31 protein-coding genes are annotated in these 23,971 nt (G+C 73.0%); 25 read left to right on the top strand and 6 right to left on the bottom strand.

What is annotated here, in order from left to right; all coding sequences use genetic code 11:
• Positions 1-47 precede the first annotated feature (47 nt).
• Genes csrA through KVF89_RS28005 form a run of 5 tightly spaced genes read right to left on the bottom strand, consistent with a single transcriptional unit; the run spans position 48 to position 3,519 of the window.
• Positions 48-293: a carbon storage regulator CsrA gene (csrA, locus tag KVF89_RS28025; protein WP_257430425.1), complete on the bottom strand. Its 246-nt coding sequence runs from the start codon at positions 291-293 to the stop codon at positions 48-50.
• A gap of 17 nt (positions 294-310) precedes the next feature.
• Entirely contained in the window at positions 311-709 is a 399-nt protein-coding gene (gene fliW / locus KVF89_RS28020; protein WP_257430867.1) for a flagellar assembly protein FliW, read from the bottom strand.
• A 17-nt stretch (positions 710-726) separates the two neighbouring features.
• Positions 727-1,617: a flagellin N-terminal helical domain-containing protein gene (locus KVF89_RS28015; RefSeq protein WP_257430424.1), complete on the bottom strand. Its 891-nt coding sequence runs from the start codon at positions 1,615-1,617 to the stop codon at positions 727-729.
• Positions 1,618-1,636: 19 nt separating this feature from the next.
• Positions 1,637-3,040 (bottom strand): flagellar hook-associated protein FlgK, encoded by a 1,404-nt coding sequence (gene flgK / locus KVF89_RS28010; RefSeq protein WP_257430423.1) that lies wholly within the window; start codon positions 3,038-3,040, stop codon positions 1,637-1,639.
• The gene (locus tag KVF89_RS28005; RefSeq protein ID WP_257430422.1) at positions 3,040-3,519 is read right to left on the bottom strand and encodes a flagellar protein FlgN; all 480 of its coding nucleotides are present in this window, start codon (positions 3,517-3,519) and stop codon (positions 3,040-3,042) included. Before KVF89_RS28005 ends, flgK begins: the two co-directional genes overlap by 1 nt.
• A 268-nt stretch (positions 3,520-3,787) precedes the next feature.
• Here KVF89_RS28005 and KVF89_RS28000 point away from each other — a divergent pair, with 268 nt between their 5' ends.
• The 5 genes from KVF89_RS28000 (at position 3,788) to KVF89_RS27975 (ending at position 8,027) form a co-directional block, all read left to right on the top strand.
• Positions 3,788-4,630, top strand: a complete 843-nt coding sequence (locus KVF89_RS28000; protein WP_257430421.1) for a sigma-70 family RNA polymerase sigma factor — start codon at positions 3,788-3,790, stop codon at positions 4,628-4,630.
• A gap of 127 nt (positions 4,631-4,757) precedes the next feature.
• Positions 4,758-5,888, top strand: a complete 1,131-nt coding sequence (locus tag KVF89_RS30250; protein ID WP_273475416.1) for a flagellin N-terminal helical domain-containing protein — start codon at positions 4,758-4,760, stop codon at positions 5,886-5,888.
• A 92-nt stretch (positions 5,889-5,980) separates the two neighbouring features.
• Complete coding sequence (gene fliD / locus KVF89_RS27985; RefSeq protein WP_257430420.1) at positions 5,981-7,324, top strand: flagellar filament capping protein FliD; 1,344 nt, start codon at positions 5,981-5,983, stop codon at positions 7,322-7,324.
• Between the two features lie 8 nt (positions 7,325-7,332).
• Entirely contained in the window at positions 7,333-7,710 is a 378-nt protein-coding gene (fliS, locus tag KVF89_RS27980; RefSeq protein ID WP_257430419.1) for a flagellar export chaperone FliS, read from the top strand.
• A complete protein-coding gene (locus KVF89_RS27975) occupies positions 7,707-8,027 on the top strand; it encodes a hypothetical protein (protein WP_257430418.1) in 321 nt (106 codons plus the stop codon). The genes fliS and KVF89_RS27975 overlap by 4 nt, the downstream gene beginning before the upstream one ends.
• Positions 8,028-8,031: 4 nt before the next feature.
• Here the strand turns inward: KVF89_RS27975 and KVF89_RS27970 are convergent, their stop codons facing one another.
• On the bottom strand, positions 8,032-9,090 hold the full coding sequence (locus tag KVF89_RS27970; protein ID WP_257430417.1) for a protein-glutamate methylesterase/protein-glutamine glutaminase: 1,059 nt from the start codon (positions 9,088-9,090) through the stop codon (positions 8,032-8,034).
• A gap of 72 nt (positions 9,091-9,162) precedes the next feature.
• Here KVF89_RS27970 and KVF89_RS27965 point away from each other — a divergent pair, with 72 nt between their 5' ends.
• The 20 genes from KVF89_RS27965 (at position 9,163) to KVF89_RS27870 (ending at position 23,970) form a co-directional block, all read left to right on the top strand.
• The gene (locus KVF89_RS27965; RefSeq protein WP_257430416.1) at positions 9,163-10,032 is read left to right on the top strand and encodes a CheR family methyltransferase; all 870 of its coding nucleotides are present in this window, start codon (positions 9,163-9,165) and stop codon (positions 10,030-10,032) included.
• On the top strand, positions 10,029-10,391 hold the full coding sequence (locus tag KVF89_RS27960; RefSeq protein ID WP_257430865.1) for a response regulator: 363 nt from the start codon (positions 10,029-10,031) through the stop codon (positions 10,389-10,391). The genes KVF89_RS27965 and KVF89_RS27960 overlap by 4 nt, the downstream gene beginning before the upstream one ends.
• On the top strand, positions 10,388-10,873 hold the full coding sequence (locus KVF89_RS27955) for a chemotaxis protein CheX (RefSeq protein ID WP_257430415.1): 486 nt from the start codon (positions 10,388-10,390) through the stop codon (positions 10,871-10,873). Before KVF89_RS27960 ends, KVF89_RS27955 begins: the two co-directional genes overlap by 4 nt.
• Positions 10,870-11,229, top strand: a complete 360-nt coding sequence (locus KVF89_RS27950) for a response regulator (protein ID WP_257430414.1) — start codon at positions 10,870-10,872, stop codon at positions 11,227-11,229. Before KVF89_RS27955 ends, KVF89_RS27950 begins: the two co-directional genes overlap by 4 nt.
• Positions 11,230-11,241: 12 nt before the next feature.
• A complete protein-coding gene (locus tag KVF89_RS27945) occupies positions 11,242-11,721 on the top strand; it encodes a hypothetical protein (RefSeq protein ID WP_257430413.1) in 480 nt (159 codons plus the stop codon).
• Positions 11,722-11,833: 112 nt separating this feature from the next.
• On the top strand, positions 11,834-12,847 hold the full coding sequence (locus KVF89_RS27940; protein WP_257430412.1) for an Ig-like domain repeat protein: 1,014 nt from the start codon (positions 11,834-11,836) through the stop codon (positions 12,845-12,847).
• A 285-nt stretch (positions 12,848-13,132) separates the two neighbouring features.
• The gene (gene flgB / locus KVF89_RS27935) at positions 13,133-13,492 is read left to right on the top strand and encodes a flagellar basal body rod protein FlgB (protein ID WP_257430411.1); all 360 of its coding nucleotides are present in this window, start codon (positions 13,133-13,135) and stop codon (positions 13,490-13,492) included.
• The gene (locus tag KVF89_RS27930) at positions 13,492-13,884 is read left to right on the top strand and encodes a flagellar basal body rod protein FlgC (protein WP_257430410.1); all 393 of its coding nucleotides are present in this window, start codon (positions 13,492-13,494) and stop codon (positions 13,882-13,884) included. The genes flgB and KVF89_RS27930 overlap by 1 nt, the downstream gene beginning before the upstream one ends.
• Positions 13,884-14,237 (top strand): flagellar hook-basal body complex protein FliE, encoded by a 354-nt coding sequence (gene fliE / locus KVF89_RS27925; protein WP_257430409.1) that lies wholly within the window; start codon positions 13,884-13,886, stop codon positions 14,235-14,237. The genes KVF89_RS27930 and fliE overlap by 1 nt, the downstream gene beginning before the upstream one ends.
• A gap of 6 nt (positions 14,238-14,243) precedes the next feature.
• On the top strand, positions 14,244-15,845 hold the full coding sequence (gene fliF, locus KVF89_RS27920) for a flagellar basal-body MS-ring/collar protein FliF (RefSeq protein WP_257430408.1): 1,602 nt from the start codon (positions 14,244-14,246) through the stop codon (positions 15,843-15,845).
• A complete protein-coding gene (gene fliG / locus KVF89_RS27915) occupies positions 15,842-16,882 on the top strand; it encodes a flagellar motor switch protein FliG (protein ID WP_257430407.1) in 1,041 nt (346 codons plus the stop codon). The genes fliF and fliG overlap by 4 nt, the downstream gene beginning before the upstream one ends.
• Positions 16,866-17,534, top strand: a complete 669-nt coding sequence (locus KVF89_RS27910; protein WP_257430406.1) for a FliH/SctL family protein — start codon at positions 16,866-16,868, stop codon at positions 17,532-17,534. The genes fliG and KVF89_RS27910 overlap by 17 nt, the downstream gene beginning before the upstream one ends.
• Positions 17,531-18,865: a FliI/YscN family ATPase gene (locus KVF89_RS27905; RefSeq protein WP_257430405.1), complete on the top strand. Its 1,335-nt coding sequence runs from the start codon at positions 17,531-17,533 to the stop codon at positions 18,863-18,865. The genes KVF89_RS27910 and KVF89_RS27905 overlap by 4 nt, the downstream gene beginning before the upstream one ends.
• Positions 18,862-19,311: a flagellar FliJ family protein gene (locus KVF89_RS27900; protein ID WP_257430404.1), complete on the top strand. Its 450-nt coding sequence runs from the start codon at positions 18,862-18,864 to the stop codon at positions 19,309-19,311. Before KVF89_RS27905 ends, KVF89_RS27900 begins: the two co-directional genes overlap by 4 nt.
• Positions 19,308-20,261 carry a transglycosylase SLT domain-containing protein gene (locus KVF89_RS27895; RefSeq protein WP_257430403.1) on the top strand — a complete coding sequence of 318 codons (954 nt, stop codon included), beginning with the start codon at positions 19,308-19,310 and terminating at the stop codon, positions 20,259-20,261. The genes KVF89_RS27900 and KVF89_RS27895 overlap by 4 nt, the downstream gene beginning before the upstream one ends.
• Before the next feature lie 501 nt (positions 20,262-20,762).
• On the top strand, positions 20,763-21,368 hold the full coding sequence (locus tag KVF89_RS27890; RefSeq protein ID WP_257430402.1) for a flagellar hook-length control protein FliK: 606 nt from the start codon (positions 20,763-20,765) through the stop codon (positions 21,366-21,368).
• A 10-nt stretch (positions 21,369-21,378) separates the two neighbouring features.
• Complete coding sequence (locus KVF89_RS27885) at positions 21,379-21,882, top strand: flagellar hook assembly protein FlgD (protein ID WP_257430401.1); 504 nt, start codon at positions 21,379-21,381, stop codon at positions 21,880-21,882.
• 32 nt (positions 21,883-21,914) lie between these two features.
• Positions 21,915-22,763 carry a flagellar hook-basal body complex protein gene (locus tag KVF89_RS27880; protein WP_257430400.1) on the top strand — a complete coding sequence of 283 codons (849 nt, stop codon included), beginning with the start codon at positions 21,915-21,917 and terminating at the stop codon, positions 22,761-22,763.
• A gap of 164 nt (positions 22,764-22,927) precedes the next feature.
• Complete coding sequence (locus tag KVF89_RS27875) at positions 22,928-23,203, top strand: flagellar FlbD family protein (protein ID WP_257430399.1); 276 nt, start codon at positions 22,928-22,930, stop codon at positions 23,201-23,203.
• Entirely contained in the window at positions 23,200-23,970 is a 771-nt protein-coding gene (locus KVF89_RS27870) for a motility protein A (RefSeq protein WP_257430398.1), read from the top strand. Before KVF89_RS27875 ends, KVF89_RS27870 begins: the two co-directional genes overlap by 4 nt.
• Position 23,971 lies beyond the last annotated feature (1 nt).

Below are 23,971 nucleotides of genomic sequence, written 5' to 3'. Positions count from 1 at the left end.
GTGAGGCGAGTTGAGGGACTTGGGATCTAGTCCCGGACGCCGCGCGGTCAGGTGCGGGAGCGGAGGGCCTCGCTGAGCGAGGCGACGGCGGACTCCGAGGGGGAGGCGGCGTCGGCGTTGGCGTCGGCGAGCTCGGCGAGGAGCTCCGCGCGGTGGACCGCGACGGAGCGGGGAGCGTCGATGCCGATCCGGACGACATCGCCACGGACCTCGAGGACAGTGACCGTGACGGCCTCGGGCGAGCCCGCGCCGATGACGACGCTTTCGCCGATGCGACGCGAGAGAACCAGCACGTGGTGAGGTTAGCGCGTCAAGCGACCAGGGGTGCGGCGAGCGGCAGGTCCGCGTCGTCGAGGATCACCTGGCTGGCGCGGCGGGTCACGGGATTGACCACGAGCGGGGCGCGGAGGTTGACCGTGGTGTCGGCCAGGGTGGCGCCGGGCCGGACCACGAGCAGCACGAGGACGTCGGCGGCGCCGGCCTCGTCGATGCCGAGCTCGGTCACGGTGTCGTCGTCGAGGTCGAGGGCGTAGTCGGGGTAGAACGGCGCCGGCGGCACCACGACGAACTGCAGGTCCTGGCTGTCGAGCGAGCGGAAGCCGTGCAGCACACCGTCGTCGTCGAGGCGGACCAGTGCGAACCGCGCGTCGTCGGGGAATCCGGGCATCGGATGCGCCAGCTCGATGACGGGGAGGTCCACGCGGTCCATCATCGCAGGCCCGCCCGTCATCGCAGGAAGTCCAGCAGGCTCGGCTGCAGGACGCGCGAGGTCGCCCCGAGAGCGGCCTGGTAGGCGACCTCCTGCAGCTTGAGGTGCACGGTCGTCTCGGCGAGGTCGGCGTTCTCGATCGTGCTGAGGTGGTTCGCCAGCGACGTCTTCGTGTCGTCGGCGGCCTGGGCCGACAGCTCGATCCGCTGGTGGCGGGTGCCGGCGGCGGCGCGGGCGCCGACCACCGTGTTCTCCCGCGCCCGGAGCACGTCGATGGACGCGGTGATGCCCGCGCCGTCGCCGGCCCGCAGGGCCGTCGCCAGCGCGTCGAGCTCCGCGAACACCGAGCTCGCGCCGTCGCCGAAGACCGTGCGGCCGTCGACGTCGACCTGGACGACCACGTCGTCGGCCACCCGCCGGTTGACCGCGCCGGGTACGCCGACCCAGGTCCCGGTCGCGTCGTAGGCCTGGCCGCCGGCGGTCACCCCACCGAAGACCGGCCGCTCGAGGTAGCGCGCGTTGGCCTGGCCGAGGAGCTGGTCGCGGACCCCCTCGACCTCGATCGCGAGCGCGTCGCGGGCCTGCTGGCCCATCGCACCGGTGTTGGCGCCCTGGAGCGCGAGGTCCCGCGCACGTCGTACCGCGCCGGTGACCGCGTCGAGCGTGCTGTCGACCTGGCTCAGCCAGCCGAGCCCGTCGCGCGCGTTGCGGGCGTACTGCGCCTGGTCCGAGACCGAGGTGCGGATCCGCATCGCCGCGGTGGTGCCGGTCGGGTTGTCGGAGGGCCGGTTGATCACCCGGCCGGTGGAGAGCTGCTCCTGCAGGGACGCCATCTGGCCGAGGCTGCGCTGCAGGTTGGCCAGCGAGCCCTCGGTCATCATCCGCTGGGTGACGCGTCCGATCGTCATCAGTGTCCGTCGCTTCCGGTCAGCGGCCGACGAGGCCGGTGCGGTTGATGAGCGTGTCGAGCACCTGGTCGAGCGTGGTCATCAGGCGCGCGGCGGCCTCGTAGGCCCGCTGGGCGGCGACCATGTTGACCGTCTCCTCGTCGAGGCTGATCCCGGCCAGCTGCTCCCGGGCGTCGTCCAGCGATCCGGCGAGCGAGGCCTGGTTGGCGCGCTGGCGCTCGAGCGAGGAGACCTGGGTGCCCAGGCCGTTGACGAGACGCTGGTAGGCCTCGGGATAGTCGCCGACCCGGCTGGCCAGGTCGGCGTTGCCGCCGTCGAGGGCCCCGCCGGGAAGGCTGGACGCCGCGACCAGGCCGGGGTCGGAGATCGCGACCTGGAGGCTGGCCGCGCCGACGAGGGGGTCGTAGGTGAACAGCGGCGCACCGGCGCTCCCCGTGGCGTCGTACCCCGCCGCCTGCTGGGCGTTGAGCGCCGACGCCAGGTCGGCGGCCACGGCGTCCAACCCGGCCCGGTACGTCGGCAGGCGGGTCGTGAGCACCTCGGTGACCGCGCCGAGCTCGCCCCCGGGTCCGGCCGCTCCGGCCGGGAGGACCGTGCTGCCCGAGGAGCTGTCGATGCGATAGCTGAGCGGGGAGCCGTCGGCGTCGCCGGACGGGGTGATGCCGGACGCCAGGACGAAGGCGCCGGCCTCCTTGCCCTGCACGAGCGTGGCGCCGCCGACCGTCACCGTGAACTGGCCGTCCGCCTCGACGGTGGTGACGCCGCCGGCGAGCTCGGCGAGCTCGAGGGCGAGCTGGTCGCGGCGGTCGCGCAGGGTGCCCGCGTCGGTGCCGTTCTGCTCGGTCACGAGGATGTCGTGGTTGAGGGCCGCCAGCCCCCGGGCGGCGGAGTCGATGTCGCTGACCAGGTTGAGCGCGTGGGCCCGCTGGTCCGCCTCCTCCCGCGCGACGTTGCCGGCCTGGGTCCGCAGCGCCTGGGCGAGGGTCTCCGCGCTGCCGAGCACCTGCTGGCGCGCGGCGAGGCCGCCGGGGTCGAGGGAGAGGTCCTGCCAGACGTTGCGGAAGTCCAGCATCGCGGCGTGGACGCCGTTCGGGCCCGGCTCGCCGACGCCCTCCTCGACCCGGGCGAGGATCGTCCGGCTGGTCGAGAGGTAGGACAGCAGGCCGTGCTCGCGGCGGACTCGCGCGTCGAGCAGCGGGTCGGTCATCCGGCGGACCTCGCCGGCCGTGACGCCCTCGCCGTGACCGTCGTACCGGGACCACAGCGCGGGCTGCGCGCTGCTCACCGAGGCGCCGACCACACGGCGGCGCACGTAGCCGTCGGTGGTGGCGTTGGCGATGTTGTTGCCCGCGACGTCGAGCGCGACCTGGTTGTAGCGCAGCGCGGAGAGGGCGGTGCTGATCGATCCGAACGAGCCGGCCATCACAGGCTCCTGTCCACCAGGTGGTGGCGGGGGGCGTCGGCGACGACGGTGCCCGCGTGCGTGTAGCTCGAGCTCGTCGTGCCACCGATCGCGAGGAGGGTCTCCCGCGCCGAGCGGTAGCCGGCGGTGAGCAGGCCCTTGGCGTCCTCCGATGCCTCCGCGATGTCGCGGGCGAGGCCGATCAGCGCCTCGCGGTGGTCGCGCAGGATCGCGCTCCACGGGTCCGGCGCGGCCTCGGCCAGCGCGGCGAGCGACGGGTTGGGGGTCAGCCCCAGCGCCGCGGCGGCCTCGTCGGCCGTGGCGGCGCGCAGCACCTCGGTGGCGCGCAGGTCCTCGATCAGGTCCTCGATGTCGCGGGTGGCGTTGACCAGCCACCGGGTGCGGCCACTGGCCAGCACCAGCCGCTCGACCTCCAGGCGGTAGGCGAGCGCCTCGAGCATCTCGCGCTCCCGCCACAGGACCTGTGACAGGTTGTCCATGCCCGCTGTGCCCGCTGTGTCTGTGTCGACCACGACGATCCCGACCTCTCTGGCCGCCCCCGACCTGTGGGGACATCCGTGTCCTCTCATCGCCCGGGACGAGACGGATCTGAGCCATTTCCCGAGAAGCAAGCCGTCGAACGGTTGGCGCCCGGCTGCCATGGTGACCAGAGGAACCCGGGACCTCGGTCCCCATTTGCCGGACCGAGCGGCCCCAAGAGTCACATTGACCTGCGCGATCCTGGCAACACGGCGGAATCTCGTGCACGTGAACGCGAACCAGGTCACCGCCACCTCGGGCACGGACGAGCTGATCACCAGCCACATGCCGCTGGTCGGCCACATCGTCAGGGAGACGATGGGCCGGGTGCCCTCCCATGTCAACCGCGACGACCTCACGTCCGCGGGACTGACCGCCCTGGTCCTGGCGGCCCGCGCCTTCGACGAGAGCCGGGGCGTCCCCTTCGACAGGTACGCCGCCACGCGGATCCGCGGCGCCCTGCTCGACGAGCTCCGCTCGGTCGACTGGGCCTCGCGGTCCGTGCGCCGCCGGGCCCGCGACCTCGCCGAGACGCGCAACCAGCTGTGCGTCGTCCTCGGCCGCACCCCGACCCTCGCCGAGGTCGCCCGTGCCACCGGCCTGACGGAGGACGAGGTCGCCGCCAACGACGACGACGTGTCCCGGGCCCAGGTGCTGTCGCTGCAGGGATCGTCCACCACTCCGATCGAGGAGCTGGTGCCGACCCGGGCGCCCTCCCCCGAGGACCTGGTCGAGCACGGCGAGCGGCTCACCTACCTCCGCGAGGCGATCGCCGAGCTCCCCGACCGGCTGCGGGTCGTCGTGGAGGACTACTTCTTCGCCGAGCGGCCGATGGCCGACATCGCGGCCGACCTGGGTGTCACCGACTCCCGGATCTCCCAGATGCGGGCCGAGGCGCTCTCGCTGCTGCGCGACGCGCTCAACCACGAGCTGGAGCCGACCCTCGTCCGGCAGGCCGGCAAGGCCGGCGGCGTCGCGCAGCGCCGCCGCGAGTCCTACTTCGCCGCCGTCGCGGCCCGGCACGCCGCCGGCGTGCGCCGCGGCCTCAGCCCACTCGACGCCGTCGGCTGAGCCGGCACCCCAACCGAGGACCCAAAACCGCTCAACCCGGTGACCGGCGTACCGATCACCACCCCGACGGGCGACCACGGACGGTCCCCGGCCAACGCACGTGACCTGATTCCAGGAGGGAAATACCATGGGTCTTCGCATCAACCAGAACATCGAGGCCACCAACGCCTACCGCAACCTGTCGGTGACGCAGGGGCAGCTCTCGAAGTCGATGGAGAAGCTGTCGTCCGGCTTCCGGATCAACCGCGCCGCCGACGACGCGGCCGGCCTGGCCATCTCCGAGGGCCTGCGCTCGCAGGTCGGTGGCCTCAAGGTCGCCGTCCGCAACGCGCAGGACGGCATCTCGGTCGTCCAGACGACGGAAGGCGCGCTCACCGAGGTGCACTCCATCCTGCAGCGCATGCGTGACCTCGCGGTGCAGGCGTCGAGCGACAGCAACAACGCCGACGCGCGTGCCAACATCAAGGCGGAGGCGGACCAGCTCACCAGCGAGCTGACCCGGATCGGCAACTCCACCAACTTCAACGGCACCAAGCTGCTCGACGGCAGCGCGGGCACGCTGAACTTCCAGGTGGGCGCGGACGGCGACGCCAACAGCAACATCGCCGTCAACCTGTCCAGCGTCAACGTGGTCTCGATCGCCAACAACCTCGGCAGCGCGGGCGCCACCTTCGAGGTGCTGACCCCGACCGCCGTCACCGGTGCGATGGCGTTCTCGGCCACCGACGGTACGACGACCGACACCGCCACCGTCACCCTCGGTGCTGCCGGCACCTACACCACGACCCAGCAGGTCGCGGACGCCCTCAACGAGGACAGCGCCTTCTCCGCGAGCTTCAGCGCCTCGGTCGACAACGACAACAAGCTGGTCGTGTCGTCCAAGAGTGGCCTGACCGTCGACGTCGCCACCGACCCCGGCACCGGGGTCGACAACGGCGCCGCCACCGCCGGTGGCCTGAGCTTCGCCACCCACGCGTCGGCCCAGGCTGCGATCAACACCATCGACACCCAGATCAACGCGGTCTCCACCGCACGCGCCAACCTGGGTGCCTACCAGAACCGGTTCGAGCACACGATCGCCAACGTGAACGTCGCGATCGAGAACCTGTCGGCGTCGGAGTCGCGGATCCGCGACACCGACATGGCCTCGGAGATGATGAGCTTCACCCGGGCCCAGATCCTGTCGCAGGCAGGTACGGCGATGCTCGCCCAGGCGAACTCCGCTCCCAACGGCGTGCTGCAGCTGCTCCGCGGCTGATCCTTCGGCACACCACCCCTGTGACCGCCAGGTGCCGGTGGGGCCGAGGCCCCACCGGCACCTGCCGTTCCTGACCCCGACCGGAGGACTCCATGGCGACAGCGAGCATCGGCGGCCTGGCCAGCGGCCTCAACACCGCCGAGATCATCAGCCAGCTCATCGGCCTGGAGTCGGCTCCCCAGCTCAAGCTCAAGGGCCAGCTCTCGACCGAGCAGACCCGGCTCTCGGCGCTGCAGCAGCTCAACGCCCGTCTGGCCACGCTCGCGGCGACCTCGGGCTCCCTCGCCGACTCCTCGCAGACGACCGGGCCCTGGTCCACCCTGAAGGCGACCTCCTCGAACTCCGCGGTCAGCGTCACCGCGGCCAACGGCGCGACGCCCGGTGCCTTCACGGTGACCGTCGGCCGGACCGCCCTCGCGCATCAGCTCGCCTTCACCGACGCCCACGCCAAGAGCGATGTCGTCACCGGCGCCGGCACGGACGTGGTCCTCAAGCGGACCGGTCAGCCCGACGTCGCGATCTCCACGACGGGCGGCACCCTGGACCAGGTGGCAGCCGCGATCAACGCCGCGGACAAGGGCGTGCGGGCGACGCTGGTGAAGGTGACCTCGTCCGGTGCCGGAGACTCCTACCGGCTCCTGGTGGAGTCGACCACGACCGGTGCCGACGGGACCTTCGAGCTGACCGCGGCCGACGGCTCCCCGCTGCTGGGCGGCGCGACCGTGCGGGCCGGACGTGACGCCGCCATCACGATCGGCGGCATCGAGGCGACCTCCAGCACCAACACGTTCGCCGACGTCACCCCCGGTGTCACCATCACGCTCGGCAGCACGGCCACCGGGAGCTCCGATGTCGCCGTGAGCCGCGACGCCACCTCCCGCTCGGCCGCCGTCAAGGCGCTGGTCAACGACGTCAACGGGATCCTCGACGCGATCGCGACCGCGACCGCCCACAACGCCGACGCCACCAAGGCCGGGGTCCTGTCGGGCGACAGCACCCTGCGGCGGGTGGCCTCCGGCCTGGCCGAGGCGGTCTACCCCGCCGACGGCACCAGTCTGTCGGCGTACGGCATCGAGGTGGACCGCTACGGCCGGTTCACCTTCGACGAGGCCGCCTTCGCCGAGGCCTACGCCGCCGACCCCGACGCCACGACAGCCGCCATCACCGGCGCGACCGGCTTCGCGGCGCGGGTCGAGAAGGTGGCCGACGGCGCGAGCGACAAGTACGACGGCACCGTGACGAACGCCGTCAGCGGCAAGACCGCGGCCATCGGACGCCTCAGCGACAGCATCGCCGCATGGGACGACCGCCTGGCGATGCGCCGCACCACCCTGGAACGCCAGTACACCGCGCTCGAGACCGCGCTGTCCCAGCTCCAGTCCCAGTCCAGCTGGCTCAGCAGCCAGCTCTCCGCCCTGACCGCGTCGAAGGAGTGAGGAAGCCGATGAACGCCATGGACGCCCACGCGGCGTACCGCTCCAACTCCGTCGCCACCGCCTCGCCCGCGCGACTGCTGGTGATGCTCGTCGAACGCCTCGTCCTGGACGTCGAGCGAGCCCGCAGCGCGCAGGAGCGCGGCGCGTGGCCCGACGCCCACCGGGACCTGCTGCACGCCCAGGACATCGTGCTCGAGCTCGAGTCGAGCCTGGTGGTCGACCAGATGCCGGCCGGACGCCAGCTCGCGGCGCTGTACGCCTATCTGCGCGGCCGGCTCGTGGAGGCGAACGTACGCCGACAGGTCGCCGTGACCGACGAGGCGCTCGCTCTGGCCCGGCAGCTGTGCGACACCTGGCGGGAAGCGGCGACGGCGGCCGTGTCGTGAACGGTCCCGAGCGCCCGACCTCGTGGGTCGAGGCGCTGGACCGGCTGGCGGCGCACGCCGACCAGGCCGAGCGGATGCTGCAGGGAGCGCCCGCCGGCAGAGCGGCCGTCGCGCCGTGGCTGCCGCCGACGGAGCTGGGCCCGCTCCCGAGCGACCTGGTCCCCCGCGCCCGGCAGCTGCTGGCCCGCCAGCAACGGCTGATGGCCGCGATCCCCACGGTACTCGCCGGCACCCGACGCCAGCAGCAGGTCACCGATCGGGTGGGGCGGGCGACGACCCTCCCACCGCCGCCGGTCTACCTCGACGTCACCGCCTGAGGAATCAGGCCGCGCGGGAGCGGCGCACGGTGGCCGCGATCCGGTCCGCCAGCTGCTCCAGCGGGAGCACGTCGTCGGCCAGTCCCGCGCCGGCGACCGCGCCCGGCATCCCCCAGACCACGGAGCTCTCCTCGTCCTGGACCAGGATCCGGGCGCCGGTGGCCGCGAGCTCGCCGGCGCCGGAGAGGCCGTCCTGCCCCATGCCGGTGAGGACGGTGGCGAGCGCGCCCGCGCCGTACACCTCGACCGCGGACCGGAACAGCACGTCGACCGCCGGTCGGCAGAAGTTCTCCTGCGGCCCCTGGTCGAGCACGGCCCGCACCCCGAGCGCGGAGCGTCGCAGCCGGAGGTGGTGGTCACCGGGGGCGATGAGCACGTCGCCGGGCCGGACCGCTTCGCCGTCGACCGCCTCGCGAACGGACAGCGCGGCGAGCCCGTCGAGCCGCTGGGCCAACATGGCCGTGAAGAGCGGCGGCATGTGCTGCACGACGAGGACCGGGACGCCGAGGTCGGCGGGCAGCCGCGGCAGCAGCCGGGCGAGCGCGTCGGGTCCGCCGGTGGAGCAGCCGATGAGCAGCGCGGACACCGGGGCGAGGGCGGGACGGGCGCGCTCGCGGCGCACCACCGGGACGCCGGTGCCCGGCGTGAGCCTCCGGATCCCGGCGAGTGCGCGGATCCGGGGCACCAGCTGGTCGCGGATCGCCGCGATGCCGTCGGAGATCTGGCCGGTGTTGGACGGCTTGGTGACGTAGTCGCTCGCGCCCCGCGAGAGGGCGTCGAGCGTCGCGGTCGCGCCGCGCTCGGTCAGCGTCGAGAACATGATCACCGGCAGCCGGGCGTGCTTGTCACGGATCCGCGTGAGCGCACCGAGCCCGTCGAGGTGCGGCATCTCGATGTCGAGGGTGACGACATCGGGCCGGAGCTCGTCGACCATGCGCACCGCCTCCAGGCCGTCGCGGGCGACGCCGGCGACCTCGATGTCCGGCGCCTGCCGGAGCGCGGTGGTCACCAGGCGTCGCACCAGTGCGGAGTCGTCGACGACGAGCACCCTGATCTGCGTCACGCCCTCTCCATCGGCGCCCGCCCCCGGGGTCTGAGCCCTCAGGTCGTCCGGCGCGGCGCCGATGGAGCGGGCATGACGACGTCGACCGCCTTCGCCTCCGTCTCGGCGCTCGTGCGGCGCGAGACGTCGATGGTGTACGACGAGGGCAAGGAGTACCTCGTCGAGGCCCGGCTCAACCCGCTCGCCGCCGCGCGCGGCCTCGGCCTGGAGGAGTACGTCGGCCGGCTGGCCTTCGACGCCGACGAGCGCCGCAAGGCGGTCGACGCGCTGACCATCAACGAGACCAGCTGGTTCCGCGACCACACGCCCTACCAGGCCTTCACCGACGCCATGCTGCCCGCGCTGGTCGAGGGCCGGCAGATCACCCGACGGCTGCGGATCTGGAGCGCGGCGTGCTCCAGCGGGCAGGAGGCCTACTCGATCGCCATGCTGCTCGACCAGCACCTCCCGGCGGGGTGGAGCCACGAGATCGTCGCCACCGACATCTCCACGGCGATGCTGGAGCGGGTCCGGGCCGGCCGCTACAGCCAGGTCGAGGTCAACCGCGGCCTTCCCGCCACCGGCCTGGTGCGGTACTTCACCCGCGCCGGGCGCGACTGGGAGATCGCCGAGCGGCTGCGGGAGCGGATCACGGTCCGCCACCTCAACCTCGCGGCGCCGTACACCGGGCTCGGGACCTTCGACGTGATCTGGCTGCGCAACGTCCTGATCTACTTCGACGCCGCGACCAAGAGCGACATCCTGCGCCGGATGCTGCCGATGCTGGCCGGCGACGGATACCTGCTGCTCGGTTCGTCCGAGACCACGCTCGACCTTCCGGCCGAGCTGGCGGCCGCCTGGCGCCGCGAGCAGATCGGGCGCGTGCCCGTCTACCGTCGCGCGCCCACCGGCTCCCTGACCCCGTCCCTCACCAGCACAGGAGATCGACCGTGCGCGCGATGATCATCGACGACTCCCGGGCGATGCGCAGCATCCTGCGCCGCATCGTGGCGGGCCTGGACTTCGAGACGAGCGAGGCCGAGCACGGCCAGGCCGCGCTCGACCAGCTGCGGGCGGGCGTCGTGCCCGACGTGTGCCTGGTGGACTGGAACATGCCGGTGATGGACGGCTACACATTCATCACCGAGGTGCGCGCGAACCCGGCATGGCGCGACATCACGCTGATGATGGTGACGACCGAGGGCGAGCAGCGGCAGATCGTGCGGGCGCTCGCCGCCGGGGCGCACGAGTACGTCATCAAGCCGTTCACGCCGGACGCGATCGTCGACAAGCTCTCGCTGCTCGGGCTGGTGCCGGCATGACCGTCGTCGTGTCGGCCGGGGTCCCCGAGACCGAGGACGTGCTCGCCATCACCGAGGACGTCTGGACGGCGCTGCTCGGCGACGACGCGACGCTGGTGCCGCGCGACGTGCCGCCGAGGTCGTCGTTCGACGCCGACGCGTGGTCGGCCGCGACCACGATCAGCGGCGGCTGGCAGGGTGTCGTGACGATCGAGCTCGGCGAGGCGGCGGCCCGCCGGCTGACCACCCGGATGCTGGCGCTGGCCGCCGACGGCGAAGCCACCGACAGCGACGTGGCCGACGCCGTCGGCGAGCTGGTCAACATGGTCGGTGGCAATGTGAAGGGCCTGCTGCCCGGTCCGAGCACACTCTCGCTGCCCGCGGTCGCCGCCGGCCGCGCGGCCTTCTCCCGTGACACCGTCCTCGCCTGCCGGGTCGACCTGGCCTGGCAGGACGGCCCCGTCCGCGTCTCCGTGCACGTCCCCCAGGAAGGACCCCGATGAAGATCCTGATCGCCGACGACAGCCGCGTGATGCGCCAGATCGTGATCCGCACCCTGCGCCAGGCGGGACACGGCGGGCACGAGATCATCGAGGCCGAGAACGGCCGGCAGGCACTGGACCTGGTGCGGACCGAGGCGCCGGACCTGGTCCTCTCCGACTGGAACATGCCGGAGATGAACGGCATCGACTGCCTCTCCACGCTGCGCGCGTCCGGGTCCACCGTCGCGTTCGGGTTCGTCACCTCGGAGGGCTCCGAGGAGATGCGGCAGCGCGCGGCGTCCGCCGGCGCGGCGTTCCTCATCGCCAAGCCGTTCACCCCGGAGGCCTTCGACGACGCGCTGCGCGGCGTGATCTGAGGCGGGGTCGTCATGGCCGTCCACCTCCCCCAGCCCAAGCAGCTGCGCGACCTGCTCGCCGACCTGCTCGGCCGCGACGTCACACTGAGCCCGTCGACCCCGTTCGCCCCGGGGCCCGACACCCCCGCGGCGGTCGCCGTGTACGTCGACGACAGCCTGCGCATCAGCGCGTTGATCGCCTGCGACCTTGCCTTCTCCGCCCGCGCCGGGGCAGCGATCGGCCTGGCGCCCCTCGCCGACGCCGAGGCCGCGATCGCGGACGGCAAGGTCACCGACACGATCGCGGAGAACCTCGCCGAGGTGCTCAACATCGCCGCCTCGACGTTCAACGTCACCGGGGCCGACCACCTGCGCCTGCACACCGTCCATCCCGCCGGCCCGCCGCTCGACCCCCAGGTACGGATCAGCACCCTCACCCTGGGCCGTCGCGAGGACCTGCGCGTCGACATCGCCGGCTACGGCACCGGCCAGCTGTCCGTCGTCCTGCTCTGAGCGTTCGGGCGAGCGCCCCTCGGGACCGGGGACAAGCTCGGGACACGACCAGGGACAAACCCGGGACGCCGGCCCTCCTCGGCGGGACGAGCCGCCTCCTAGCGTCCCCCGCATGACGACACAGCACCCGAGACGCACCTCCCTCCTCGCCCTCGGCGCGAGCCTCCTCACCGCCCTCTCGCTGACCATCGGCTCCCCCGCCCACGCGGCCGGGGAGTGGCAGGACGGCAGCAGCCAGTCCGACACGATCCTCGACTGCCCGACCGGCCTGCCGGCCACCGGCGTCACCGCGAACACCGGTTGGTGGTCCCCGACCGGCCAGGTCCCGAAGGTGGGCGAACCCTTCCTCCTGCACGGCTACATCGGCCTGGTCGGCTTCCCGTGCAGCAGCGGCGTGGTCGTCCTCCCCGAGCTGCTCTTCGACGAGACGGCGTTCGGCTACCCCGACGAGCCGGTCAGATGGGGCATCAACGACATCGACGACCCCACGCCGACCTTCACCACCGACCCGGTCGAGCTGACCCGCGGTCCGAACAACGGCATCGCGATCGCCACGGCCGGGGGCCAGGCGATCACCCTCGAGCGCGGCGAGATCTTCGAGTTCCAGGTGCCGGTGGTCGCCCGCCGGGCCCTGAAGGGCACCGCCACGCCCGCGCCCACCTGTCCCGAGCGGACCGCAGGAACCCGGCCCTGCCCGGTCGCCGCCTCCGGTGACCACCTCCAGGTCGCGTTCAAGGTGAACGGCCACGGCGGCAACAAGTCCTTCGTGACGCCCTACGTCCCGCTCTTCGCGGCCGGCCCGGCCGGCGGTGGCGGTGGCGGTGGCGCCGTGGCGAAGACTCCCTCGACCACCAGCGCGAAGTTCAAGGTGTCGGCGCGCAAGAAGGGCAAGGCGACGGTCACCGTCCGGGCGAGCTCAGCGCCCGCCGGTCGGGTCGTGATCCGCGATCTCGCTCGGAAGGGGCGGGTCGTGGCCCAGGGCACGCTCACAGCCGGCCACCAGGGCGTGCTCAAGCTGAGCGTCGCCAAGCTCGGCACGGGCAAGCACCGCCTCGTGGCCGAGTACGCCGGGTCGGCGGCCGTGGGCTCCTCCAGCTCGGCGGTCCGGAAGGTCCGCCTGAAGTGAGCCCGGCGGGCCCGGAGGTCCGCGCCCGGCTCGCAGCGCCCGGCCCCCGCACCGTTGGGGCCGGGCGCTGTGCCGCGCCCGGGCACAGCACCGGGCGCCGGCGTACGGCCGCGCAGGTCGATCGGACGGGATAGTCGGGATCAAGTCCCAGCGGGCGGGGCTCAGGTCGCGGGTGGCAGGACCGATCAGGCACCTGAGCGACGGATTGCTCACCCCCCTGCCGACGGACCGGCACTGCCCGTCGCACCGTCCCGAGGGGACCGGTGCCTCTCCAGGAGATCGACCGTGTCCTTCGCAGCATCCGACGCCGTCGCCGACGTGTTGCACGCCGCGATCAACGGGCTGTCCCAGCGGCAGCAGGTGATCGCCGACAACATCGCCAACGTCGACACCCCTGGCTTCCGGGCCCGCAGCGTGGACTTCGAGACCGCGCTCTCCACCGCCATCGAGCGCGGGCGGGCCACCGCCGACGACCTCACCGCTACCGTCTCGGCCACGGGCACCCCGGTCGGTGCCAACGACAACAACGTCGACCTCCGCAAGGAGTCGATCGCAGCCATCCAGACGCAGTACCAGTACCAGATCATGGGCCGGGCGATCAGCGACCGCGACTCGCGCCTGCGCGTCATGGCCGGCGGCGCCTGATGGGCGCCTTCGAGACGCTGCGCATCGCGAACACCTCGCTCGGCGCGCACCAGGTGTGGCTCGACGCCCTGGCCGGCAACATCGCCAACGCGAACACGGCCAGGCGGACGAGCGAGGACGCCTTCCAGGCGACGTACGTCGTCTTCGACGCGCGCGCGGACGGCGGCGTCGATGTCGGGGGCTTCGCCGCGGGCGATCCCGAGGGCCGGATGGTGCACTCCCCGGACCATCCACTCGCGGACGAGGACGGCTACGTGCGGCTCCCCGACCTCGACATGGCGGCCCAGATGAGCCAGCTGGTGATGGCACAGCGCGGCTACCAGGCGTCGGTGCAGGTCACCAAGTCCGCCCAGGACACCTACTCCGCGGCGCTCCAGATCGGGGCCCGCTGATGGACATCGTGCCGCTGCAGTTCCCGAGCGTGCCCGGGATCGGCCCGGTCGGCACACCCGGCGCGCCGGCCACGATCGGCTCGATCGCCCCGCCGACGGCGGCCGAGCGGGCCACCCCGGTCACCGGCCCGGACACGGAGTTCGGCTCGCTGGTCCTCGACGGCCTCGACCGGCTCGAGGGCCTGACCGACAGGGCCGACGACCTGGCCGTCCAGGCCGCGACCGGCAAGCTCGAGAACATCCACGACTACACGATCGCGGCGAGCGAGGCCCAGGTGGCCGGCCAGCTGACGGTCTCCCTACGCAACCGCGCGGTCGAGGCGTTCAACGAGATCATGCGGATGCAGGTGTAGCCGGCGATGCAACAGCGCCTCACCCGGTATCTCACGCGCGCCCGCGACACCTTCGGCGGCTTCACCGCCGGCCAGAAGGCCGTCGCCGTCATCGGTACGGCGGCCCTGCTGATCGCCGTCTTCATGGTGTTCCGCTGGGTGTCGACCCCCAGCTACGCGCCGCTGTACTCCAACCTGTCGGGCACCGACGCCAGCGCCGTGATCGAGGAGCTCGACGCGCAGGGCATCCCGTACGAGCTCACGGGGGGCGGTGGCACGATCATGGTGCCGCGCTCGGACGTGTACGGCACCCGGATCACCCTGTCCGGCAAGGGCCTGCCCTCCAGCAGCGACGGCGGCTACGGCCTCCTCGACAAGCAGAGCCTGTCGACGTCGGAGTCGCAGGAGCAGACCAACTTCAAGCGGGCGATGGAGGGCGAGCTCAGCAAGACGGTCGAGGCCATCCACGGCGTCGAGACGGCCGTCGTGCACCTCGCCATCCCGGAGAAGCGGGTCTTCACCGACGAGCAGGACCCGCCGACGGCGTCGGTCCTCATCGACACCGAGCCGGGCCGCTCGCTGGACGACGAGCAGGTGCAGGCGGTCGTCCACCTGATCGCGTCCAGCATCGACGGCCTCGACCCCAAGCGGGTCACCGTCACCGACGCGAGCGGCAAGCTGCTCACCACCCCCGACAGCGACGACAGCGCCGACGGCGGGGTCGGCGCCGCGTCCGCGCGCTCCAAGCAGGTGCAGGCGTTCCAGAGCTCGATGCAGTCCGAGATCCAGTCCGTGCTCGACCGGGTCCTCGGGCCGGGCAACTCCACCACGACGGTGACCGCCGACCTCGACTTCGACAAGTCGGTCACCGACAGCCGGACCTACCAGGCGCAGGAGAACACCCCGCCGCTGTCGGAGTCCTCGACCAACGAGACCTACGCCGGCCCGGCCGGCGCGGGCACCGGCGGCGCGGACGGCGTGGTCGGGCCGGACGGGCAGATGGATCCGGCGGCCACCGGCGGCGGCGACTCGTCGTACAAGAACACGTCGAAGACGCAGGACAACGCCGTCGGCGAGACGGTGGAGCGCCGGGAGAAGGCACCGGGCTCGATCAACAGCCTGCATGTCGGCGTCGTGCTCGACGCGACCGCCGCGGCCGCCCTGCAGCCGCAGGTGGTCAAGGACCTGATCAGCAGCGCCGTCGGCATCAAGCCGGACCGCGGCGACACGATCGACGTGTCGACGATGGCCTTCGACCGCAGCGCCGAGGAGGCGGCCGCCGCCGAGCTGAAGGCGGCCAAGGACGCCGACGCCGACGCCCGGCGCAACAGCCTGATCCGCAACATCGGGATCGCCGGGGGGATCGCGCTCATGGTGCTGCTCGCCTGGTTGCAGGCCCGGCGCCGGGCCGCCGCCCGGGAGGAGGCGCGGGCCTACCTGGTCGAGCAGCTGCGCACGGACGCGGCCGGTCGCACCGCGCAGCTCGAGAACCCGGCCCTGGCCGCTCTCGAGTCGTCCGAGAAGGACGAGGAGGAGTCGATGCGCGACGAGCTGATCGCGCTCGTCGACCGGCAGCCCGACGACGTCGCCGCCCTCCTGCGCGGCTGGCTCGTGGAGCCCCGGCCATGACCGTGATGACGACGATGCCCGGGACCGGGACCACCCTGGTGTCGATGGGGGTCCGCAAGGCCGCGGTGCTCCTCATCCAGCTGGGCAAGGAGCGCGCCGCCCAGGTCCTGGCCCACCTCAGCGACGCCGAGGTCGAGGCGATCTCGGCCGAGATCGCCCGCCTGGACGCGGTGTCGGCGAGCGAGACCGCGCAGGTGCTCACCGAGTTCCACGACCTCGCGACCGCGCACGCCCACGTCACCCAGGGCGGCTTCGGGTTCGCCCAGCAGCTGCTCGAGCAGTCGCTGGGGCCCGAGCGGGCCAAGGAGATCATGGAGCGGCTGCACGCCGCGGCCGTGCAGATGCCCTTCCAGTTCCTGCACCGCGCGGATCCCGCGCAGCTGCGGGGCTTCATCGCCGACGAGCATCCCCAGGTGATCGCGCTGGTGCTGGCACACATGGCCGCCGACAAGGCGTCCCTGCTGCTCAGCGGCCTGCCCGCACACCAGCAGGCCGTGGTCGCCCACCGGATCGCCGTGATGGACCGGACCTCACCCGAGATCGTCCGCACCGTCGAGGCCGTGCTGGAGCGCAAGCTGTCCTCGATGCTGCAGCCCGCCGACGTCTCGCAGGTCGGCGGCGTGGACCCCCTGGTCAACATCATCAACCGGTCGGACCGGCCCACGGAACGGCAGATCGTGGAGGGACTCGAGGGGCTCGACCCGACGCTCGCCGACGAGGTCAAGAGCCGGATGTTCATGTTCGAGGACATCGTCGGGCTCGACGACCGCTCGGTGCAGCAGGTGCTGCGCCAGGTCGACACCGCCGAGCTGTCGCTGGCCCTCAAGGGCGTCAGCGACGCGGTCCGCACCAAGATCACCACGAACCTCTCCGAGCGCGCCGCCGAGAACCTCCTCGAGGAGGTCGAGCTGCTCGGCGCCGTCCGCCTCGCCCAGGTCGAGGAGGCCCAGCAGGGCGTCATCCGCACCATCCGCCAGCTCGAGGAGCAGGGCCAGATCATGGTCCGGCGAGGGAACGACGATGAGTTCATCGTCTGAGGCGGCCGCCCTGCCCCGCCCGGAGCTGCCGGAGCTGCGGGTCGGCACCTGGACCCGACTCGGCAGCGGCAGCGTCCTCGGCGACGCCGTCACCGAGTCGCTGCTGGACGGCATCGCGACGCAGGCGCGCGACGCCGCCCGGGCCCAGGGCTACGCCGTCGGGTGGGCCGAGGGCCGACGCGCCGCCGCTGCGCAGGCCGCCGAGGAGGAGTCCCGGCGGGCCGCGGCCGATGCCGCGGCGCAGGCCCGGCGCGAGGCCGAGCACCGTGCCGCGCTCGACGCGCTCGGCCGGGCGGCCGAGCAGGTCCGCGGGCTGCTCGACGACCTGGCCCGCGCGGTCGAGGACCAGGCGACCGACCTCGCGTGGTCGCTGACGACCACGCTGATCGGCACCCAGGTCGCGCGGCTGGGTCCCCAGGACGTCGTCGCCCGGGTGCTGCAGGTGCTGCCGCCCGCACCGGTGGGCCGGGTCCGGCTGCATCCCGCGACCGCCGGATCCACGGCCGCACAGGAGCTGGTGGCCCGCGGCCTGGAAGTCGTCCCCGACCCGGCCCTCGGCTCCGCCGACGCGCTGGTCGAGGGCGTCGACGGGTCGGTGGTCGACCTGCGGATCCGGGAGGCCATGGCCCGGGTGCGGGAGGTGCTCTCATGACCGTCGACACGCCGCTGCCCCTGGCGGATCCGTCCCTCCGCGCCCGCCTGCTCGACGCGGCCGCTCCCCTGCACCTCGGCACCGTGGCCGAGCTGGTCGGCCTGCACCTCGAGGTCCGCGGCCTGCCGGACTCCGCCGTCGGCGACCTGCTCGAGATCCGTACGACGTCCGGCCCGCTCCTCGCCGAGGTCGCCGCGCTGCGGCCCGGGAGCGTCACCTGCCTGCCGCTCGGCACCACCACCGGCGTCCGGGCCGGCGACCGGGTCCGGGCGACCGGCGGCCCGCTGCGCATCCGCGTCGGCGAGGCGCTGCTCGGCCGGGTGCTCGACGGACTGGGCCGGCCGGTCGACGGCGGCCCGTCGCTCGACGTACCCGACCTCGTGACCGTGTCGACCGAGCACCCGACGCCCGATGCGCTCAGTCGCCCCCGCATCACCGAGCCGCTGGGCACCGGGGTCCGCGCCCTCGACGCACTGGTGCCCCTCGGCCGAGGCCAGCGGATCGGGATCATGGCCGGCTCCGGGGTCGGCAAGTCGTCGCTCCTCTCGATGGTCGCGCGCGGCACCGATGCCGCGGTCAACGTGATCGCCCTGGTCGGCGAGCGCGGCCGCGAGGTCCGCGAGTTCATCGACGGCGATCTCGGTCCCGAAGGGCTGGCCCGCTCGGTGGTCGTCGTCGCCACCTCCGACGCGCCCGCCGTCGAGCGGCTGCGCGCGGCGTTCACCGCGACCCGGATCGCCGAGTGGTTCCGCGAGCGCGGCCGCGACGTCGTGCTGATGATGGACTCCCTCACCCGGGTGGCCATGGCCCAGCGCGAGATCGGCCTGTCCGCGGGCGAGCCGCCCGCGACCCGCGGCTATCCGCCCAGCGTCTTCGGCCTGCTGCCGCGGCTGCTGGAGCGCGCCGGTACGTCGGGCACGGGCTCGATCACCGGCATCTACACGGTCCTCGTGGAGGGCGACGACCTCCAGGACCCGGTCGGCGACACCGCCCGCTCCATCCTCGACGGCCACGTCGTGCTGTCGCGCGACCTCGCCACCGCCGGGCACTTCCCCGCCATCGACGTGCTCGAGTCGATCTCCCGCGTCCACCGCGCCGTGACGACGCCCGACCAGCAGCAGGACGCCGGCCGGCTGCGCCGGATGCTCGCCGCGCACCGCTCGGTCCGCGAGCTCGTCGAGATCGGTGCGTACGTCGCCGGCGCGGACCCCGACGCCGACGCCGCCCTCGCCCGGCTGCCCCGCATCGAGGCGTTCCTGCGCCAGTCGATGGACGACATCACGCCCCGTGCCGAGGCTTGGAGCCGGCTGGCCCAGGTGATCGCCTCATGAGCCGCACCCGGCGTCACGTCCACGGCGACGACCGCGGCCTGGCCGCCGTCGCCCGGGTCCGCGAGGTCCGCGAGACCGACAGCAGGATCGGCCTGCAGCGAGTGCTCGCCGAGGAGGCGGCCCTCCGCGCCGGGCTCGCCTCGCTCGAGTCGGCCATCGCCGAAGCCGGTGTCCCGTCCGTCACGACCACGGCCGAGCTGGTGGCGGCGCGGACCCGCCTTGCGCACGTCGGCATCCTCGTCGGCGAGAGCCGCGCCGCGGCGGCGACCGCTCAGGTCGTCACGACCGACGCCCGCGCCCGCTGGGGCACCGACCGCGCCCGGCTGGCCGCGGTCGAGCACCTCCTCGAGCGCCGAGCCGCCCGGCGTCGTACCGAGGCCGAGCGGCGGGCCGCCCGCGACGCCGACGACCTCGCCGCCCAGCGCTGGGCCCGGAGGTCGCGATGAGCATCGAGAACGTGACCGCCCGGATCAGCGAGCTCCAGGCCCGGCTGGCGCAGCTCGCGCCCGTACGGACCTCCGCCACGAGCGGCGGCTTCGCCACCGAGCTGAGCGGTGCCCGGGTCGCCACGACCGGCGTCCCGTCGGACGGCACCGTCACGGGCGACGACGTGGTCACCGAGGCCCGCAAGTACCTCGGCCTGCCCTACGTCTGGGGCGGCACCGACCCGACCAGGGGCATGGACTGCTCCGGACTGGTGCAGGTCGTCTACAAGAGCCTCGGCTACGAGCTGCCGCGGGTCTCCTACCAGCAGGCCGCCGCCGGCCGGCCCGTCGCCAGCATGGCCGAGGCGCAGCCGGGCGACCTGCTCGCGTGGGACAACTCGAGCCGCAACAACGGCGTCGACCACATCGCCATCTACATCGGCGGCGGCAAGATGATCGAGGCACCGCGCACCGGGCTCGACATCCGGGTCGTCGACGTCCCGTCCACGCCGGACGTGATCCGGCGGGTCATCGACCAGCCGGCCACGGGTGCGGCAGGCGCGGCAGGCGCAGCGTCGGTGGCGGCACGCGCCGCCGTCGGGACCCCGTACGCCGAGCTGATCGACGCCGCCGCCGCCCGCACCGGCGTCCCCGGGGGGCTGATCGCCGCGGTCGCCCGGCAGGAGTCGGGCTTCGACCCGCGGGCGGTCAGCTCCGCCGGCGCCCAGGGGCTGATGCAGCTGATGCCCGGCACCGCCCAGGGCCTCGGCGTCACGAACCCGTTCGACCCGGCCCAGGCGATCGACGGCGGCGCCCGCCTGCTGCGCTCGCTCCTCGACCGGTTCGGGCGCACCGACCTCGCGCTGGCGGCGTACAACGCCGGGCCCGGCGCGGTCGCCCGCTACGGCGGCATCCCGCCGTACCAGGAGACGCAGAGCTACGTCCGCAACGTGATGGCGATGGTGAGCTGAGTGAACGTCACCCCGTTCCTGCCGGGCCTCGCGGTGCCGGTCGCCACTGAGGCCGGTACGACGGCCGACGGGTCCCCCGGCGACCCCGGCACGTCCGACGGCTCGGGCGCGATGGGCGGGGCCTTCGGCGACGCCCTCGCCGCCGCCCTCCTCGCCACCCTCCCTCCCCCTCCGCTCGCCCCTGTTCCCCCACCCCCCTCCCCGGTTGAGTCGTCACTTGTTTCGGTTGAGTCGTCGGTTCTGACCGTTGAGTCGTCGGCTCCGACCGTTGAGTCGTCGGCTCCGACCGTTGAGTCGTCGGTTCTGCTCGTTGAGTCGTCGGCTCCGGCCGCTGCCGAGTCGGAGCCCGCCGACGCCAGCCCGCGCACTTATGGCCACTCGGCGGTCAGAGGTGACGACTCAACCGTCATTAGTGACGACTCAACCGAAAGAAGTGACGACTCAACCCGGGCTCCGGGCAGCCCCACGGGGGTCGCGGGCGGGGCGGTCGCGAGGCCGGCCATGGAGCGGACGGTCGTGCAGCAGGTGGTCGTGCAGCGGGTGGTCGTGCAGCAGGTCTTCCCGGAGGTCACCCGCCTGGTCACGAGCACGCCGACGGATCGGCCCGGGACGCATCGGATCACCCTGACCCTCCAGCCCGAGCATCTCGGCGAGGTGCGGGTGACGCTCGTGGTCAAGGACGGCACGGTGCAGGTCCGCCTGGCCGGCAACGCGGGCGATGCCGCCGGCAACGCCGCCGTGCACCGCGCGCTCAGCTCCGGCGCCCCCGAGCTGCAGCGGCTGCTCGAGCGCTCCGGCGCCACCGAGGCCCGGATCCTGGTCCGGGACCCGGCCGGCCACACCCCGGTCCCGCAGGCCGCGGCACCGGCTCCGGCACCCGCGTCGACCTCCGTCGCCGCCGGCGGCCAGCCGGGCTCGGCCACCGTCGGCGCCGACGCCGGCGGCGAGGGGGCGTCCACCTGGAACCGCCCCTCGGGCGACCCCGACCGGGGCGGGAGCCGGCGCGACGTACCCGAGCCACCCCCGGCCCCCGCGACCACCACCGCGAGCAGCACGACCCCCACCAGCCCGACCACCCCCGCCGGTCAGCTCGACCGGACCCTGTGAGGAGGAAGAGATGTCCGTCTCCAGCACCGAAGGCGTCGGCTACGGCGTGACCGGCGCCGCCACCACGGGTGCCACCAGCACGTCCGGCACCTCGAAGACCAACGACAAGGACATGTTCCTGCAGCTGATGGTCGCGCAGATGAGGTACCAGGACCCGCTCAACCCCACCGACTCCTCGCAGTTCCTCGCCCAGACGGCACAGTTCACCGCGCTGGAGAAGATGCAGGACGTCGCCGACCAGACGGCGATGATGCTGAGCACCCAGCTCGCCTTCGGTGCGAGCTCGCTGATCGGCCAGACCGTGCGCTGGTACGACGCGAGCGGGGTCGAGCAGTCCGGGGTCGTGCAGGGCACGTCCTATCTCGCCAGCGGCCCGGTCCTCAGCATCGACGGCGCGTCCGTCCCCGTCACCGACGTGGTCAGCGTCGGCGAGGCACCCACCGTCAAGGAGCCCGCTCCCACGGGTGACGGCACCGGCGGGCCACCCAGCGGCGCCCCGTCCACCACCGCCTGACCTCCACCCCACCGTCCGAGAAGGAGAACACCATGCTTCGCTCGCTCTTCGCCGGCATCTCCGGCCTCCGCGTCAACCAGACCATGCTCGACGTCACCGGCAACAACATCGCCAACGCGAACACGACGGGCTTCAAGGCCAGCACCACCGTCTTCGCCGACACCCTCAGCCAGCAGCTCACCGCGGCCTCGGGCGGCAACGCCGAGCGTGGCGGCACCAACCCGATCGAGATCGGGCTCGGCGTCCAGCTCGCCGCCACCATGGCCAACTTCGGTCAGGGCTCGGCCCAGCTCACCAACCGGCCGACCGACCTGATGCTGCAGGGCGACGGCTTCTTCGTGCTGCGCGACGGCGCCGCGAACGTCTACAGCCGCGCCGGCGCCTTCACCTTCGACCAGAGCGGTGTCCTGGTGGCCCCCAACGGCATGCGGGTGCAGGGCTACGCCCTCGACGGCGCGGGCCTGCCGACCGGCGGCCCCATCGACGTCGACCTGAACCTGATCGACGGCACGCTCCCGGCGGGAGTCGACCTCACGTCGTACTCCATCGGTCCCGACGGCAAGCTACGCGGCGTCTTCTCCGACGGGGTGCAGCGCGACATCTGCCAGCTCGCGGTCGCGGACTTCACCAACCCGATGGGGCTGGAGAAGGTCGGCGACACCGCCTACCGCGAGTCCGCCAACTCCGGTCCGGTCCAGCTCGGCGTCGCCGGTCAGGGCGAGCGCGGCCAGATGATCGCCGGTCGACTCGAGATGTCGAACGTCGACCTGTCGGCCGAGTTCACGAACCTGATCCTCGCCCAGCGCGGGTTCCAGGCCAGCTCGCGCGTGATCACCACCAGCGACCAGGTGCTCGAGGAGCTCGTCAACATCAAGCGCTGACGGGCCCGCCGGGATAGTCCCTGCTCAAAAGCACCGCGACACACGAGAAACCGGTGCTTTTGGTCAGGGACCAGCGCACCCGGCCGATGGGACCTGCGGAGCGCCACGGACGGCACTCCGCACCCAGCCCCAGACACACCAGCCACGCACACGGAGGTGCCGCGGTGATCTCGCTGACCCGACTCTCGGGGACCACGTTCCTGCTGAACGCGGACCTGATCGAGCGCGTCGACTGCACCCCGGACACCGTGGTGACGCTGGTCGACGGGACGAAGTACGTCGTCGCCGAGTCCCTCGACGAGGTGTGCGACGAGGTGATCGACTACCGCGCCGCCATCGTGGCGCGCGCGGCGCTGCCCGACGCATCGTCGATCCCGCCGGTGCGGCCCACGCGCCACAGCCGGTTGAGCGCCGTACCCCCGCGAGGAGTCACGCCGTGAAGGACATCGCCACCCCCGTCGGGATCGGCGCCGCGCTCGGCGTCATCATGCTGGCAAACATCCTGGAGGGCGGCAGTCCGACGAGCCTCTTCCTGATGCCGCCGATGCTCCTGGTCTTCGGCGGCACGCTCTGCGTGGCCGTCGCCGGCGGCACGTTGGGCGACGCCAAGAACGCGGTGGCGTCGGCCAGGACCGCACTGTTCGGCAAGGTCGCCTCCTCGGCGGACGTGGTGCCGGTGATCGTGAGCCTCTCCGACGCCGCGCGCCGGGAGGGCATGCTCGCCCTCGAGAGCCGGGTGGGCGACATCGACGACCCCTTCCTCGTCAAGGGGGTGACCCTCGCCGTCGACGGGACCGATCCCGAGGAGCTGCGGGAGATCCTCGAGGCCGAGCTGCACGCCAAGAAGGCGGTCGACAAGCACGCCGCGAAGTTCTTCACCGACGCCGGCGGCTATGCCCCGACGATCGGCATCGTCGGCACCGTGATGAGCCTCGTGCACGTCCTGGAGAACCTGGCGGACCCCGGAGCCCTCGGGCACAGCATCGCCGCCGCCTTCCTCGCCACGCTCTGGGGAGTGCTGAGCGCCAACGTCCTCTGGCTGCCGATCGCCGCCCGGCTCAAGCGGCTCAGCGAGCTGGAGTCGACGCGGATGGAGATCGTGATCGAGGGCGTCGCCGCCATCCAGGCCGGGTCGAACCCGCGGATCGTGGCGCAGAAGCTCCAGTCGCTCCTGCCGGCGCACGACCAGGTCAGGGAGGCGGCCTGAG

The sequence above is a fragment of the Nocardioides carbamazepini genome (assembly GCF_024614185.1).
GTDB classification, from domain to species: Bacteria; Actinomycetota; Actinomycetes; order Propionibacteriales; family Nocardioidaceae; genus Nocardioides; species Nocardioides carbamazepini.
This window is presented reverse-complemented; position numbering and strand designations above follow the sequence as displayed.

Bases quoted from the DNA above. Each gene is read 5' to 3' on its own strand.
- fliW (WP_257430867.1), bottom strand. From the start codon at position 709: ATGGACCGCGTGGACCTCCCCGTCATCGAGCTGGCGCATCCGATGCCC.
- KVF89_RS28015 (WP_257430424.1), bottom strand. From the start codon at position 1,617: ATGACGATCGGACGCGTCACCCAGCGGATGATGACCGAGGGCTCGCTG.
- flgK (WP_257430423.1), bottom strand. From the start codon at position 3,040: ATGGCCGGCTCGTTCGGATCGATCAGCACCGCCCTCTCCGCGCTGCGC.
- KVF89_RS28005 (WP_257430422.1), bottom strand. From the start codon at position 3,519: ATGGACAACCTGTCACAGGTCCTGTGGCGGGAGCGCGAGATGCTCGAG.
- KVF89_RS30250 (WP_273475416.1), top strand. From the start codon at position 4,758: ATGGGTCTTCGCATCAACCAGAACATCGAGGCCACCAACGCCTACCGC.
- fliD (WP_257430420.1), top strand. From the start codon at position 5,981: ATGGCGACAGCGAGCATCGGCGGCCTGGCCAGCGGCCTCAACACCGCC.
- fliS (WP_257430419.1), top strand. From the start codon at position 7,333: ATGAACGCCATGGACGCCCACGCGGCGTACCGCTCCAACTCCGTCGCC.
- KVF89_RS27965 (WP_257430416.1), top strand. From the start codon at position 9,163: ATGACGACGTCGACCGCCTTCGCCTCCGTCTCGGCGCTCGTGCGGCGC.
- KVF89_RS27960 (WP_257430865.1), top strand. From the start codon at position 10,029: ATGATCATCGACGACTCCCGGGCGATGCGCAGCATCCTGCGCCGCATC.
- KVF89_RS27955 (WP_257430415.1), top strand. From the start codon at position 10,388: ATGACCGTCGTCGTGTCGGCCGGGGTCCCCGAGACCGAGGACGTGCTC.
- KVF89_RS27950 (WP_257430414.1), top strand. From the start codon at position 10,870: ATGAAGATCCTGATCGCCGACGACAGCCGCGTGATGCGCCAGATCGTG.
- KVF89_RS27945 (WP_257430413.1), top strand. From the start codon at position 11,242: ATGGCCGTCCACCTCCCCCAGCCCAAGCAGCTGCGCGACCTGCTCGCC.
- KVF89_RS27940 (WP_257430412.1), top strand. From the start codon at position 11,834: ATGACGACACAGCACCCGAGACGCACCTCCCTCCTCGCCCTCGGCGCG.
- KVF89_RS27930 (WP_257430410.1), top strand. From the start codon at position 13,492: ATGGGCGCCTTCGAGACGCTGCGCATCGCGAACACCTCGCTCGGCGCG.
- fliE (WP_257430409.1), top strand. From the start codon at position 13,884: ATGGACATCGTGCCGCTGCAGTTCCCGAGCGTGCCCGGGATCGGCCCG.
- fliF (WP_257430408.1), top strand. From the start codon at position 14,244: ATGCAACAGCGCCTCACCCGGTATCTCACGCGCGCCCGCGACACCTTC.
- fliG (WP_257430407.1), top strand. From the start codon at position 15,842: ATGACCGTGATGACGACGATGCCCGGGACCGGGACCACCCTGGTGTCG.
- KVF89_RS27910 (WP_257430406.1), top strand. From the start codon at position 16,866: ATGAGTTCATCGTCTGAGGCGGCCGCCCTGCCCCGCCCGGAGCTGCCG.
- KVF89_RS27905 (WP_257430405.1), top strand. From the start codon at position 17,531: ATGACCGTCGACACGCCGCTGCCCCTGGCGGATCCGTCCCTCCGCGCC.
- KVF89_RS27900 (WP_257430404.1), top strand. From the start codon at position 18,862: ATGAGCCGCACCCGGCGTCACGTCCACGGCGACGACCGCGGCCTGGCC.
- KVF89_RS27895 (WP_257430403.1), top strand. From the start codon at position 19,308: ATGAGCATCGAGAACGTGACCGCCCGGATCAGCGAGCTCCAGGCCCGG.
- KVF89_RS27890 (WP_257430402.1), top strand. From the start codon at position 20,763: ATGGAGCGGACGGTCGTGCAGCAGGTGGTCGTGCAGCGGGTGGTCGTG.
- KVF89_RS27885 (WP_257430401.1), top strand. From the start codon at position 21,379: ATGTCCGTCTCCAGCACCGAAGGCGTCGGCTACGGCGTGACCGGCGCC.
- KVF89_RS27880 (WP_257430400.1), top strand. From the start codon at position 21,915: ATGCTTCGCTCGCTCTTCGCCGGCATCTCCGGCCTCCGCGTCAACCAG.